This window comes from Bradyrhizobium sp. B039 (assembly GCF_038965675.1).
GTDB lineage: Bacteria > Pseudomonadota > Alphaproteobacteria > Rhizobiales > Xanthobacteraceae > Bradyrhizobium > Bradyrhizobium diazoefficiens.
Genome location: NZ_CP152416.1, coordinates 4066345 through 4079091, shown reverse-complemented (window position 1 = coordinate 4079091; position 12747 = coordinate 4066345). Strand labels below are relative to the sequence as shown.

At 65.0% G+C, this 12747-nt stretch carries 14 protein-coding genes; 10 read left to right on the top strand and 4 right to left on the bottom strand.

The window, feature by feature from the left end; translation table 11 throughout:
• Positions 1–43 precede the first annotated feature (43 nt).
• Entirely contained in the window at positions 44–727 is a 684-nt protein-coding gene (locus AAFG50_RS18850; RefSeq protein WP_028171014.1) for an isoprenylcysteine carboxylmethyltransferase family protein, read from the top strand.
• 78 nt (positions 728–805) lie between these two features.
• Here AAFG50_RS18850 and AAFG50_RS18845 read toward each other — a convergent pair whose 3' ends face one another.
• The gene (locus AAFG50_RS18845) at positions 806–1702 is read right to left on the bottom strand and encodes a LysR family transcriptional regulator (RefSeq protein WP_028171013.1); all 897 of its coding nucleotides are present in this window, start codon (positions 1700–1702) and stop codon (positions 806–808) included.
• 284 nt (positions 1703–1986) lie between these two features.
• On the opposite strand from AAFG50_RS18845, the gene AAFG50_RS18840 reads away from it, so the two are divergent.
• The gene (locus AAFG50_RS18840; RefSeq protein ID WP_028171012.1) at positions 1987–2721 is read left to right on the top strand and encodes an SDR family oxidoreductase; all 735 of its coding nucleotides are present in this window, start codon (positions 1987–1989) and stop codon (positions 2719–2721) included.
• A gap of 16 nt (positions 2722–2737) precedes the next feature.
• Complete coding sequence (locus AAFG50_RS18835; RefSeq protein ID WP_028171011.1) at positions 2738–3331, top strand: NAD(P)-binding domain-containing protein; 594 nt, start codon at positions 2738–2740, stop codon at positions 3329–3331.
• A 319-nt stretch (positions 3332–3650) separates the two neighbouring features.
• Here AAFG50_RS18835 and guaA read toward each other — a convergent pair whose 3' ends face one another.
• On the bottom strand, positions 3651–5249 hold the full coding sequence (gene guaA, locus AAFG50_RS18830) for a glutamine-hydrolyzing GMP synthase (protein WP_028171010.1): 1599 nt from the start codon (positions 5247–5249) through the stop codon (positions 3651–3653).
• A 150-nt stretch (positions 5250–5399) separates the two neighbouring features.
• Here guaA and AAFG50_RS18825 point away from each other — a divergent pair, with 150 nt between their 5' ends.
• From AAFG50_RS18825 to AAFG50_RS18815, 3 genes are all read left to right on the top strand, one after another.
• Entirely contained in the window at positions 5400–5771 is a 372-nt protein-coding gene (locus AAFG50_RS18825; protein WP_028171009.1) for a nuclear transport factor 2 family protein, read from the top strand.
• A 369-nt stretch (positions 5772–6140) separates the two neighbouring features.
• Positions 6141–6473, top strand: coding sequence for a DHCW motif cupin fold protein (locus tag AAFG50_RS18820; protein ID WP_011086763.1), 333 nt, complete (start codon positions 6141–6143; stop codon positions 6471–6473).
• A gap of 267 nt (positions 6474–6740) precedes the next feature.
• Positions 6741–6950 (top strand): cold-shock protein, encoded by a 210-nt coding sequence (locus AAFG50_RS18815; RefSeq protein WP_008141931.1) that lies wholly within the window; start codon positions 6741–6743, stop codon positions 6948–6950.
• A gap of 224 nt (positions 6951–7174) precedes the next feature.
• On the opposite strand, the gene AAFG50_RS18810 is transcribed toward AAFG50_RS18815, so the two are convergent.
• Positions 7175–8476, bottom strand: a complete 1302-nt coding sequence (locus AAFG50_RS18810) for an RsmB/NOP family class I SAM-dependent RNA methyltransferase (protein ID WP_011086762.1) — start codon at positions 8474–8476, stop codon at positions 7175–7177.
• 35 nt (positions 8477–8511) lie between these two features.
• Positions 8512–8934 carry an MAPEG family protein gene (locus AAFG50_RS18805; RefSeq protein ID WP_028171008.1) on the bottom strand — a complete coding sequence of 141 codons (423 nt, stop codon included), beginning with the start codon at positions 8932–8934 and terminating at the stop codon, positions 8512–8514.
• A gap of 157 nt (positions 8935–9091) precedes the next feature.
• Between AAFG50_RS18805 and AAFG50_RS18800 the strand changes: the two genes are divergently transcribed.
• The 4 genes from AAFG50_RS18800 to AAFG50_RS18785 all read left to right on the top strand — a co-directional run bounded on the left by AAFG50_RS18800 (position 9092) and on the right by AAFG50_RS18785 (position 12746).
• Positions 9092–9727, top strand: a complete 636-nt coding sequence (locus AAFG50_RS18800) for a hypothetical protein (protein ID WP_028171007.1) — start codon at positions 9092–9094, stop codon at positions 9725–9727.
• Between the two features lie 70 nt (positions 9728–9797).
• Positions 9798–10637, top strand: coding sequence for a metallophosphoesterase (locus tag AAFG50_RS18795; protein ID WP_028171006.1), 840 nt, complete (start codon positions 9798–9800; stop codon positions 10635–10637).
• A gap of 142 nt (positions 10638–10779) precedes the next feature.
• A complete protein-coding gene (locus tag AAFG50_RS18790) occupies positions 10780–12075 on the top strand; it encodes an amino acid deaminase (protein WP_028171005.1) in 1296 nt (431 codons plus the stop codon).
• Positions 12076–12086: 11 nt separating this feature from the next.
• Positions 12087–12746, top strand: coding sequence for an amino acid ABC transporter permease (locus AAFG50_RS18785; RefSeq protein ID WP_028171004.1), 660 nt, complete (start codon positions 12087–12089; stop codon positions 12744–12746).
• Position 12747 lies beyond the last annotated feature (1 nt).

Sequence of the window (12747 nt, the reverse complement as noted above, 5' to 3'; positions counted from 1 at the left end):
ACCGTGCGGAAGACTCCGAACCTTCGACGGGAAAGGCAGAAAAATGGGTCTCGTTCTCAATCTCATCGTTCAGACGATCGTCTGGTTCGGCTTCATGGGCGCGATCATCTTTGTTGCTGCAGGCACGACGGACTACACCGGCGGATGGCTCTATCTCGGCGTGATGGTCTTATCCTCAGTCGTGTTTGGGACAATCATGGCGCGCGTGGATCCGAGCCTGCTCAGAGAACGCCTCAAGCCGCCCGTGCAGAAAGATCAGCCGCTCGCGGACAAGCTGATTCTCATCCCGATCCTGCTCGTCATATTTGGAGGAATGGGCTTCATGGCGGCGGATGCGGCGCGCTGGCGCTGGTCGGCAATGCCATCTTCCGTGCAGTGGGCGGGCTGGGGGCTCCTGCTGGCGGCGATGTTGTTCATTTACTGGATCATGCGCACGAACAGCTTCGCGGCGCCGGTCGTGAAACTGCAAAAGGACCGCGGGCAGGCCGTCATCACAACAGGCCCCTATGCCATCGTCCGCCATCCCATGTATTTCGGCACGCTCTTCTACGTCGCCGGGACATCGCTGGTGCTCGGCTCGTGGTGGGGACTTCCGACGGTCCCCATCCTCGCCCTGTTGTTTGGCATCCGGATCGGCATCGAGGAGCGGACGCTGCGCGCGGGCCTCGAGGGCTATGACGACTACGCGCGCCGTGTGCGCCGGCGCCTGATTCCGTTCATCTGGTGAGACGGTACGTCCTGCATGGCAACGCGAGAACGATCGCCTGCTATTGCTGACACAACATCGCCTTAGTACGACGCTGCATCAGTCGCGCGATACGGACAGCCCCGCGAGAAGCGGCGCGTACGCGGTGAGCCTGCGGGATACGAACTCGGTGAAGAGCCGCACGCGCTTCGTCTTGCGTGTCTCGCCCTGTGTGAGAAGCCAAACCGTTCCGTACATGTGCAGGTCGGTGCCCGGCACCCTCACCAGCAGGGGGTCGGCATCGCCGACGAAGCACGGCAGTGTCGTGATCCCGAGCCCTTGCCGTACGGCAGCGATCTGCGCGCCGGCATCCGTGACCCTGAACGGACCGCCCGTGGTGCGAACCTCACCCTCGCTGGCCCAATCCGGAATCCCATGCATGCTGATGACGATCCACCTGACAGGATCAGGCGCGCCCGCACGCCACGCGGCCAGTCGATCCCTGGACATGTAGACGGCGCCGAACAGCTCCGGTCCCTTCAGGCCGTGAAGATTGAGCGGCAGGGTCTTGCGGTCGTAGACGACGCGGATCGCGACGTCGGCCTCCCGGTTGGTCAGATTTGCCAACTCGCCGAACGACAGGATTTCCATCTCAATGTCCGGATGCAGACGCGCGAAATCGGCGAAATCAGGCATGAGCAGGTGTGTCGCCAGCGGCGGCGCCAGCGTCACCCGCAGAAGCCCGCGCACGCTCTGGTCGCGCCCGAAGACGCGCGTCTCCAGCAGGTGCGAAGACGTTTCCATCTGGTCCGCGAACTCGAGGACCTCCTCGCCTGCAGCCGTCAGGCGGTAGCCCGAAGGCAGCTTTTCGAACATATGGACCCCGAGGCGCTCCTCGAGCTGGGCGATGCGTCGCAGCACGGTCGCGTGGTTCACACCGAGGCGCTCGGCGGCAGCCCGCACCGAGCCTCCGCGCGCGACGGCAAGAAAGTAACGAACGTCATCCCAGTCGATCATGGTGCAATCCCGCACCGCACGGTGCGCCTTCCAAAGCCCGTGTCCAACACATCGAGCGGCGTCTCGTATTTGGGTAGCACGGGCAGCGATCACAGCCCCATGCCGGCAAGTACGGCCCAATTCCGACCGGCGGACACCGCTCGTCGCGGCTGGCGTCGATCGTCCAGCCGGTTCGATTTCGCACCACCGATGTGCGCGCTTCCGCACTCAACACCTGACCCCTGCGGACCCATTTCGAGGTTCTCGGAGGCAGATGCTGCCCCGACACCACGAATGGAGAAGTCATGGGAAAGCTTGAAGGTAAGGTCGCAGTCGTCACGGGTGGATCGAGCGGTATGGCGCTGGCGAGCGCCAGGCGGTTCGTTGAAGAAGGCGCCTATGTTTTCATCACGGGCCGGAGGCAGCAGGCGCTCGACGAGGCCGTCAAGCTGATTGGCCGGAACGTGATCGGCGTGCGCGGCGACGCGGCCAATCTCGACGACCTCGACCGTCTGTTCGACACGGTCAAGCGGGACAAGAGTAGGATCGACGTCCTCTACGCGAGCGCCGGCATGGGGGAAGCCGTTCCGCTCGGCGAGATTACCGAGCAGCATTTCGATGCAACCTTCGGCCTGAATACGCGCGGCACGCTGTTCACGGTTCAGAAGGCGCTGCCGCTGTTCCGCGATGGCGGATCGATCTTCATGACCGGGTCCGTTGCGTCGGTGAAAGGCTTTCCCGGTTACGGCGTGTATGCGGCGAGCAAGGCGGCGTTGCGCTCATTTGCACGCACCTGGCTCAACGAACTGAAGGGCAGAAACATCCGGGTGAACGTGCTGAGCCCGGGGCCGATCGCCACACCGATGCAGGACCAGGTTCTCACCGAGGACGCGAAGCGGATGTTCGAATCCCTGATCCCCAGGGGAACGATGGGTCGTCCTGAGGAAATCGCGGCGGTCGCGCTGTTTCTGGCGTCAGACGATTCAAGCTTCGTGAACGGGGTGGAGTTGTCCGTCGACGGCGGCTTCTCGGCCATCTGAAAACAGGAGACGTATGATGAGCTACGCAATCATAGGATTCGGCAAGATAGGCCAGGCCCTCGCCCACGCCTTCGCCCGCAAGAACATCGACGTATCAGTTGCAAGCCGCCGGCCGCCCGAGGCGTTGGCGCCGCAGGCTCGGGCGATTGGCCCCACGGTCGTCGCCAGGTCGCTGCGGGACGCGCTCGAGGCCGACACGATCATCCTGGCGGTCCCGTTCGGGGAGCATCGCGCGGTTGCGAAGGCCCTGCCGAACTGGAAAGGCAAGACAATCATCGACGCGACGAACGGCTTTGGAGAAGAGCTGGACGGTCTTCTCTCCTCCGCCGTCGTCGCAAAGGCGTTCACCGGCGCCAGGCTCGTGAAAGGTTTCAATCACCTGGGTGCGGCCACCCTGGTGACCGATCCGGTCGTCGAGGGCGGCCACAGGGTCGTCTTTCTGTCCAGCGACGACGAGGACGCGACCGCTCCCGTGGCGGCCCTGGCCAAGCAACTCGGCTTCGCGCCCGTCAAGCTCGGAAAGCTCAACGAGGGCGGCGCGCTGGTGCACGCACGCGGCCGCACCTGGGGCCCGCTGGTCTTCCAGGATTTGTTCAGGAAGGAGCAGTAATCGATCTATGGCTGTGATCGACGCCGAGAACCGGTCGCGCGCTGACTTCTTCGAATATTACGGTGACAGTGAATTCAACTCGCAAGCCTTCTTTAGCGAGCGATAGTCAAATGCACTGTCACCGTAATCCCGATCCCTCAAACTGAGACTTCGGCTCACCGCTTCCGACCTTTCTGCACGCCGCAGTACGCCACATTGCGCTGTTCGCGGAAGCGCGATAGTTTTCAGACCTCGATCAGGCTTATGTGACGACGCGACCGGGAAGAAATGAGATAGACGCTCCAAAACCACGCCAAACTGCCCGATGACAACCGGTCCCCTACTCCCACTCAATCGTCCCGGGCGGCTTGCTGGTCACGTCGTACACCACCCGGTTCACGCCCTTCACCTCGTTGATGATGCGCGTGGCGGTCTCGCCTAAGAACTTCATGTCGAACTGGTAGAAGTCCGCGGTCATGCCGTCGGTGGAGGTGACGGCGCGCAGACCCACGACGTAGTCGTAGGTGCGGCCGTCGCCCATGACGCCCACCGTCTTCACGGGGAGCAGCACCGCAAAAGCCTGCCAGATGTCGTCGTAGAGGCCGTGCTTGCGGATCTGGTCGATGTAGACGGCATCGGCCTTGCGCAGGATGTCGAGCTTGTCGCTTGTGATGTCGCCGGGGCAGCGGATGGCAAGGCCCGGGCCCGGGAACGGGTGGCGGCCGACGAAGATTTCGGGAAGGCCGAGCTCGCGCCCTAGCTTGCGGACCTCGTCCTTGAACAGCTCGCGGAGCGGCTCGACGAGCTTCATGTTCATGCGTTCAGGGAGACCGCCGACATTGTGGTGCGACTTGATGGTGACCGAGGGGCCGCCGGTGAAGGAGACGCTCTCGATCACATCAGGATAGAGCGTGCCTTGCGCCAGGAAGTCGGCGCCGCCGATCTTCTTGGCCTCGGCCTCGAACACCTCGATGAAGAGGCGGCCGATGGTCTTGCGCTTGGTCTCGGGGTCGGTGACGCCTTCGAGTTCGCCCAAAAACTGCTTCGACGCATCCACGTGCACGAGCGGGATGTTGTAGTGGTGGCGGAACAGGTCAACCACCTGCTCGGCCTCGTTGAGGCGCATCAAGCCGTGATCGACGAACACACACGTCAGCTGGTCGCCGATGGCTTCGTGGATCAGCACCGCCGCGACGGCCGAATCGACGCCGCCGGACAGGCCGCAGATCACCTTGCCCTTGCCGACCTGGGCGCGGATCTTGGCAATCTCCTCTTCGCGGAAGGCGCGCATGGTCCAGTCGCCGGTGAGGCCGGCGATCTTGCGCACGAAGTTGCGGATGAGCTTGGCGCCGTCGGGCGTGTGCACCACTTCGGGGTGGAACATCAGGCCGTAGTACTTGCGCTTCTCGTCCTGGATGATCGCGAAGGGCGCGTTCGGCGAGGTGCCGGCCACCGAGAAGCCCGGCGGCATCTTGGTGATGCGGTCGCCATGGCTCATCCAGACCTGGTTCTTGCTGCCTGATGACCAGACGTCCTCGAACAGCTTGCTCTCGGCCTTCACCTCGACATCGGCGCGGCCGAATTCGCGGTGATGGCCGCCCTCGACCTCACCGCCGAGCTGCGCCGCCATGGTCATCTGGCCGTAGCAGATGCCCATCACGGGCACGCCGGAGGCGAAGATCAATTGCGGGGCGCGGGGCGAGCCGGCCTCGTGCACCGACTCCGGCCCGCCGGAGAGGATCACCGCCTTCGGCTTCATCTCCAGAAAAGCCTGTTCGGCCTTGTTGAACGGGACGATCTCGCAATAGACGCCGTCCTCGCGCACGCGACGCGCGATCAGCTGCGTCACCTGGCTGCCGAAGTCGACGATGAGAATCTTGTCATGCGCCGAGGCCACGGAGGGCGTCGACGCGGAGCGGTCGTTCTGTGCTGCTGTCATGGCAAGCAGATACGCGACCACGCCCCGGCCCGCAACCGCGCAGGTTTGCGCGCCCACATTCTTCTTTGGGCATGGACAAACGGATATAGGTAAGTATTATTGACCTAATTTGCCCCACCCTTCAACCAGGGGCCGATCAGGGAGAATGCCATGTCACAGCACCATCAGCCATCGACGCTTGCCGCGCTCGGCCGGACCTGGGTCGAGGCCTGGAACGCGCGCGATCTCGAACGCGTGCTGACGCTCTATGACGAGGACACCGTGATGACCTCGGACCGCATCCCGGTGATGGGATTCGATGCCTGCGGCACCGTGCGCGGCAAGGATGCTTTGCGGGCCTATTGGGGCAAGGCGCTCGGGCTGCTGCCGGAGCTGCACTTCTCGCTGATCGATGTGTTCGTCAGCCCGGATAGCGTCGTGGTGTTTTACGCGAACGAGCGGGGCAAGAAGATCTGCGAGTATCTGCGGGTGAATGACGCGGGTCTGATCGTGCAGGGGTCGGCGAACCATCTGGTGGGGTGACGTCTCGCCGTGTTGAACGGTGCCGCCCCACCCACCGCCGTCATTCCCCGCAAAAGCGGGGAATCCAGTACGCCGCGGCTTCTCCGTATCACGGCACGGCCTCTGGAATACTGGATCGCCCGCTCCAGTGCGCAAGTGCGCACAAGGCGGGCGATGACACCGTGAGCGGGGCGCGAGCGTGCCCCCAGCCCGTCATCGCGAGGAACTCGCGACAAAATTGCGGAGCAATTTTGCGCTGACGCGACGAAGCAATCCAGACGGCCTCCGCGGATGCATTTCTGGATTGCTTCGCTGCGCCCGCAATGACGGAGACTGCGGCGGCAGCGTACGCTAACACCGGCATTGCCGGCTCTGAGACAGGACCTCCCAATGAAACTCCCCACCTCCCCCTTCACCGTCACCGACTGGAGCAAGGTCGAGCCGACCAAGCATGCCGGCGAGACCGGCCAGGCGCTGTGGCGCACGCTCAACATCGGCGATCTCCGGGTGCGGATGGTCGAGTATTCGCCGGGTTATCTCGCCGACCATTGGTGCGACCGCGGCCACGTCATCTTCGTGGTCAAGGGCGAGCTCGATTCGGAGCTGCGCGACGGCCGCAAGTTCAAGCTCACGGCGGGGATGAGCTACCAGGTCTCCGACTTCGGCGACGCCGCGCACCGGTCCTCGACGGCCACCGGAGCGACGCTGTTTATCGTCGATTGAGATGCGCCGGAGCGGTTAATTTGCACCGCAAAATAGAAAATCCGGGCGAGGTGCCGGGTGGCGGGTGGTGCCTTGAAGTGGCCCAAAATTCTCGCTATATTGTGATCATCGATACTTGGCCGAACGACTGGGCCGCTTCGCCTCGTCTAAGACAGGCGCGCACGCTTCAGATGATTTCTCCAAAACATCGACTCATCAGGACTATGGGCGCAGTGCTGCGTACCGGTCCGCGTGCGTATCCTCTCTAACTAACTAAAGGAAATTCCCATGGCTATGGGCACCGTGAAGTGGTTCAACACCCAAAAGGGTTATGGTTTCATCCAGCCGGACGACGGCCAGAAGGACGTGTTCGTGCACATCAGCGCCGTCGAGCGCGCTGGCCTCTCCTCCCTCAACGAGGGTCAGAAGGTCTCGTTCGACATCGTCGCCGACCGTCGCAGCGGCAAGTCGTCGGCTGATAATCTCCGCGTCGGCTAATCGCCAACGCACCAGCGCTTCTGACCACGGACGTACCGGCAGAGCGCGAGAACTGGAAAGCCCCGTGACCGGGATTCGGTCTGCGGGGCTTTTGTTTTTGGGGGGCCCAACGGCCGTCATTCCGGGGCGCCCGGAGGGCGAACCCGGAATCCATCGCGCGGCGGCCCCTGCGGCTCGATGGATTCCGGGTTCTCGCTTCGCGAGCCCCGGAATGACAACGTTGATCAGGCGGTCTTCTTCAGCACCGAGACGAAGAAGCCGTCCGTCCCCGTCCGGCGCGGCGTCATCAGCCAGCCCTCGGGCGATTGCAGCGCGGCTTTTGCGAAATCTTCCGCCTTGTCCCAGAGCACGCTCGCGATCTGCTCGGGTGGGACCACCGCGAACTCCGGGTGACGGCCGATGAACGCCCTCACCTGCTCGCCGTTCTCTTCCGCCAGCACCGAGCAGGTGATGTAGGCGATGCGGCCACCTAGCTTCACCAAGGGCACGGCGCGCTCCAGCACCTCGGCCTGGTCGCGCAGGCGAATCTCCAGCGCACCCGGCCGCATCCGCCATTTGGCGTCGGGGTTGCGGCGCCAGGTGCCGGTTCCCGTGCAGGGGGCGTCGATCACAACGAGATCGGCCGTGGCACTGATGTCGGCCAGCGGATCGGCCTCGCCCTTGGGCGTGCGGACATCGGCATTGTGGACGCCGGCGCGCGACAGGCGTTCGTGAATGGGCGCAAGCTGCCGCTTGTCACTATCGGTCGCGATCAGCCGGCCCTTGCCCTGCATCATGGCGGCGAGCGCCAGCGTCTTGCCGCCGGCGCCGGCGCACAGATCGATCACCTGCTCGCCGGGTTTTGCCGCGGTGAACTGGGCCGCAAGCTGCGATCCCTCATCCTGCACTTCAACGGCGCCCTTGATGAAATCCTCCTCGGCCTGGATGCCGGGGTTGCGCGCATCGGCGGAAAGCTCGATGCGCAGGCCGGTTGCAGACCAGGGCGTCGGTTTCGCATGAAGATGAGCAAGCGCCCGCAGCACCTTGTCACGATTGGACTTTAGCGTGTTGACGCGCAGGTCCAGCGGCGCCCGGCTCGCCATCGCGGCCGCCTCCGCCGCACGGTCCTCGCCGAACACCTTTGCCAGATGCGGATCGAGCCATTCGGGGTAGTCGCCGGCGATCGCAGCGGGAGCGTCCCTGAGGGAGCGATGGCTGAGCGCCGCCTGCTCGGCCTCCGTCAGCGGCGCCGGCGCAAACCGGCTGCCGTCGAACAGGGCGGCCATGGTGGCCGCGTCCATGTCGCGCTCGAGGCGGAGCATGCCGATCAGCCGCGCCCGCGCGGTGTCGGCGTCCATCAGGAAGGCGCTCGAGGCATAGCGGCGCAGCACGTCCCAGACGAGGCCGGCAATCGCGGCGCGGTCGCCGGAGCCGGCGAAGCGGTGCGCGGTGCCCCACTCCTTCAGTGCCTTGGCCGCGGGCACGCGGTCTCTCTCGATGGTATCGATCAGTTCGATGGCTGCGGACAGCCGGGCAGCTGGGGTCATTTCAAATCTTTCAGATGAAATCCGACCGTTAAAAGTCAGATCAACAAGAGCATTCTCAGCGCGAAGTAGATCCACATCACCAGCAGCACCAGTACGCCGGCGAGCCAGATCGTCGAGCGGCGGCCGAGATCGTTCGAGGAGACGAACACGCCGGCATGGGCGAACCGTGTCACCACGAACACCCATGACATCAGCACGATGAAGAGATCGACATGGCGCAAGGGGAGCGCCAGCGCGATCAGGGCGTAGAACAGCAACGGCAGCTCGAACTGGTTGCGGTAGCAATTGGCGATTTGCGTGGTGCTCTTGGGCCAGTTCGGCTCGCCCAGCGCAATGTCGCGGATCTTGGTCTCGCCCGAGACCAGCGCCTTGCGGCGCCCGAAGACCATGCCGATCAGAAGCGCGAAGGTGAGACCGACCTGCACGAAGACAGGCAGCAGGACCATTTGGACAGACATCGGAACTTTCCCGTAAGGCGGAACACCGCGGACCGTCATTAGCCGCGACTTCTGACGCTGACAATCAGCGAGTTGAACCGGTGTTCCCGCTCTTGCGACCAACCACCGATTGTTAAAGCAATTTCGTCCCCTTTGGGGCGCAAGGCGAGCGACCGCCATGAACACCCTCTCCGGCCTGATCGGCCCCCTTGCCGAATCCGCCAGCGACCGGCTCGGCATCCTGATGTCGGCGCTGTCAGGTATCGCGATGGCGCTCGCGGTCGCGCTGGCGATGACGGTGTATTTCCGCCTGGGCTATCGGATGAGCTATTCCCCTTGGCGCGATGTCGTCAGGCATGGCCTCGCCACGCTCGCCGCCGTCGCCTTGTTCGCCTTCGCCGCCTACGACGTGCGCCACGCTGCGCTCGCCTATCTCGGCCTCAACCCGTCCAAGCCTGCGGTCGAGTTCGAGATCCGCATGCCCAGGGAGACGCTGACGGCTGTATCCGACACCCAGATCGAGCTGCATACCGACCGCAACCAGACGCTGGCGCTGGTCGACGGCGTGCGCGACCTCGCCGACGGCCGCGCACTGCTGCGCGGCGCGGTGGCGCTCAACCACCGCACCGCCGACCGCGTGCTGGTGGTGAACCTGCCCGGCAAGGGCACGTTCGAATTCCGCCTCCGCCTTCCTGCCGAGCCGCATCGCTCCGAGCAGTTCGGCCCCTGGCATCTCGCCGACCGCATCGCCTCGCCGGTGACGGGCAGCATCGCGCCGCAGGACGCCTACATGATCCGCTATCGCGTGCTTTAAACATTGTTCGATCGCGGATGATGCGCGCGGCGTCATCGTTCCGACGTGCGACAACGCCTATGCTGGCGCCATGTCCGAATTTCGCCTGACGCAGATTTCCGACACCCATCTCGGCCGGCGCTTTCCCGGCCTTGCCAACTTCCACCGCGTCTGCGAGCACATCGACGCTGACCGGCCCGATCTCGTCGTCAACACCGGCGACGTCTCCTTCGACGGCCCGACCAGCCGCGATGATGTCGTATTCGCCAAAGGCCTGCACGACGCCCTGCCCGTGACCTGCCGTTACCTCCCCGGCAATCACGACATCGGCGACAATCCGACCGCGATCGGGCCGGCGCCGAAGCCGCCGGTCAGCGAGGCATACCGCCAGCAATTCCGCGACATCATCGGCGAGGACCATTGGTCGTTCGAGGCGGCGGGCTGGTGCTTCATCGGCCTCAACACGCTGGCGATGAATTCCGGGCTCGCCTTCGAGGCCGCGCAGTTCGACTGGCTAACCCAGGAGATCGCACGCACCAATGGCAGGCCGGTCGCGCTGTTCCTGCACAAGCCGGTGTTCCTCAACCTGCCCGACGATCCAGAGACGCCGGAGACCTCGATCCGCTACGTGCCGCAGCCGGCGCGGGCGCGGCTGATCGAGATGTTTGCGCGTGTCGATCTGCGCCTCATCGCCAGCGGCCACGTGCACCAGCGCCGCGACTTCACGTTCCGCCACACGCGCCACGTCTGGGCGCCGTCGGTCGGCTTCAAGATCAACGACCAGCGCCAGGACCGGATCGCGATCAAGGAGACCGGCCTCGTCGAGTACCGCTTCCGGGGCGACAGCCTCGAGGTCCGCCACGTCAGGGCGGCAGGCCAGATCGACATCGATATCGAGGAAGTCCTCCTCCAGATGGGCGGCGAGCACTAGCCCAATCCGACGGCACTCACCCCTACTTTCATACCTATTTGCACTGAACTTGGCCCGTGGATGGCTAAAATCCGTTAATGACAACGTTGTCATTCGGACATATCGTTCATTCCGGCGGTCGAGGGCCGCTGAGGGAGCGACAATGCAGTTCTTGTCCCGGTGGGATAGCCAGCGCCTTTCGACGACCACGCGGGGCATTCCCCTGGTCGATGGCGTAGCCACTGAGGACATCGGCGGCCAGCGCTGGTCGCCTTCGCGCGGCGATCTTGCCCTGCCCGCCCTCACCCTTGATGAAGCCGCCTTCGCGGCCAACCGCGACCTCTTCCTGACATGGTGCGCCAGCGCCGGCGTCAGCGTCGCGCCCCACGCCAAGACCCCGATGTCGCCCGAGCTCGCCCGCTCGCTGCGCGCAGCCGGCGCCTGGGGTACGACGGTCGCCAACGTCCAGCAGGCCGCCGTGCTGCTCGCGAGCGGCGAGCGGCGCCTGCTGCTGGCCAACGAGATCGGCGGGCTGGCAGCCGGTCGGCGGCTCGGCGCGCTGCTCAGCGCCTATCCCGACGCCGAATTTCACGCCTTCGCGGATTCACCCGCCGCTGTCGCCGCGCTCGCCGAAGCGGCACGGATCGCGGAGCGCCGCGAATTGTCCGTGCTGGTCGAGCTCGGCGCAGGCCGCGCCGGCGCGCGCGATCGCGCCGCCATCGAGGCGACGATCGCAGCCGTGCTCGCCGTCGACCGGCTCGTGCTCGGCGGCGTTGCGACCTATGAGGGCGCAGCCGCAACGCCCGATGCCGACGAGACGATGCGCGCGATCGCGGCACTGATGGAGCGCACCATCGAGACTTTTGCGCTGGTGCGCGCCGCCGCCCCGCAGCGGCCACTGATCATCAGTGCCGGCGGCTCGGCCTTTTTCGACATCGTCGCGCGCGCGCTGGCGCCTGGCGCGCAGGCTGACGGCAACGCCAGCGTGATCCTGCGCTCCGGCGCGCTGTTCTTCGCCGATCACGGCATCTACGCCCGCGCCTTCGCGGAAATAGATCGGCGCGGCGGTCTCCTCATCGACGGTCTGCACCACTCCGCCGTAGAAGGCTTTCGCCCTGCACTGACGCTCTGGGCCGAAGTCTTGTCGCGCCCCGAGACAGGCCTTGCGATTGCCGGCTTCGGCATGCGCGACGCCTCGTTCGATCAGGGACTGCCGGTCCCGTTGCGCGTATTCCGCGACGGCATCGAGCAGCAAGGGCTCGACGCTGCGCTGACGGTCACGCGCCTCAACGACCAGCATGCGTTCCTGTCCGTCGCCCCCGAAAGCGTCCTTGCCGTCGGCGACATCATCGCCTTCGGCATCTCGCATCCCTGCACCTGCCTCGACCGCTGGCGGGTGATCCTCGGGCTCGACGCCGATGGTGTGGTCACGCGCGCCCTCCCCACCCAGTTCGGCTGAGAGCGCACGCAATGAACTTCCTGCCGCTCTGGCGCTATCAGAACGAGCTCATCGACGGGGCCATCGTCACGCTCGAGCTGACGGTGATCGCGGCGCTGGCCGGGCTCCTGATCGGCGTTGCCGGCGCGGTCGCGCTGAACGGCCGCATCACGCCGCTGCGCTGGCTGGTGCGCGGCTATATCGAGCTGTTCCGCAACACGCCGTCGCTGATCCAGATCTTCATCGTCTTCTTCGTGCTGCCGAACTTCGGCCTGAAGCTGCCGGCCTTCGAGGCGGCTGCCGTCGCGCTGTCGCTGTATTTCGGCGCCTACTCGGTCGAGATCATCCGCGCCGGCCTCGACTCCGTGCCGAAGAACCAGATTGAGGCCGGCCAGTGCCTTGGACTATCGGGCTGGCAGGTGTTCCGTCACATCCTGCTGCCGCCGGCGCTGCGCAACGCCTATCCGGCCGTGACCAGCCAGTTCGTGCTGCTGCTGCTCGGCACCTCGCTCGCCTCGCAGGTCGCCGCCGACGAACTCTTCCATGTCGCAGGATTCATCGAGAGCCGCACCTACCGCAGCTTCGAGGTCTATGCGGTGATCTGCGCGGTCTATTTCGCCATGGCGATGTCGTTCAAGGCGCTGTTCGCCATCATCGGCTTGGCGGCCTTCCGCTGGCCGCGGCGGCGCTGAG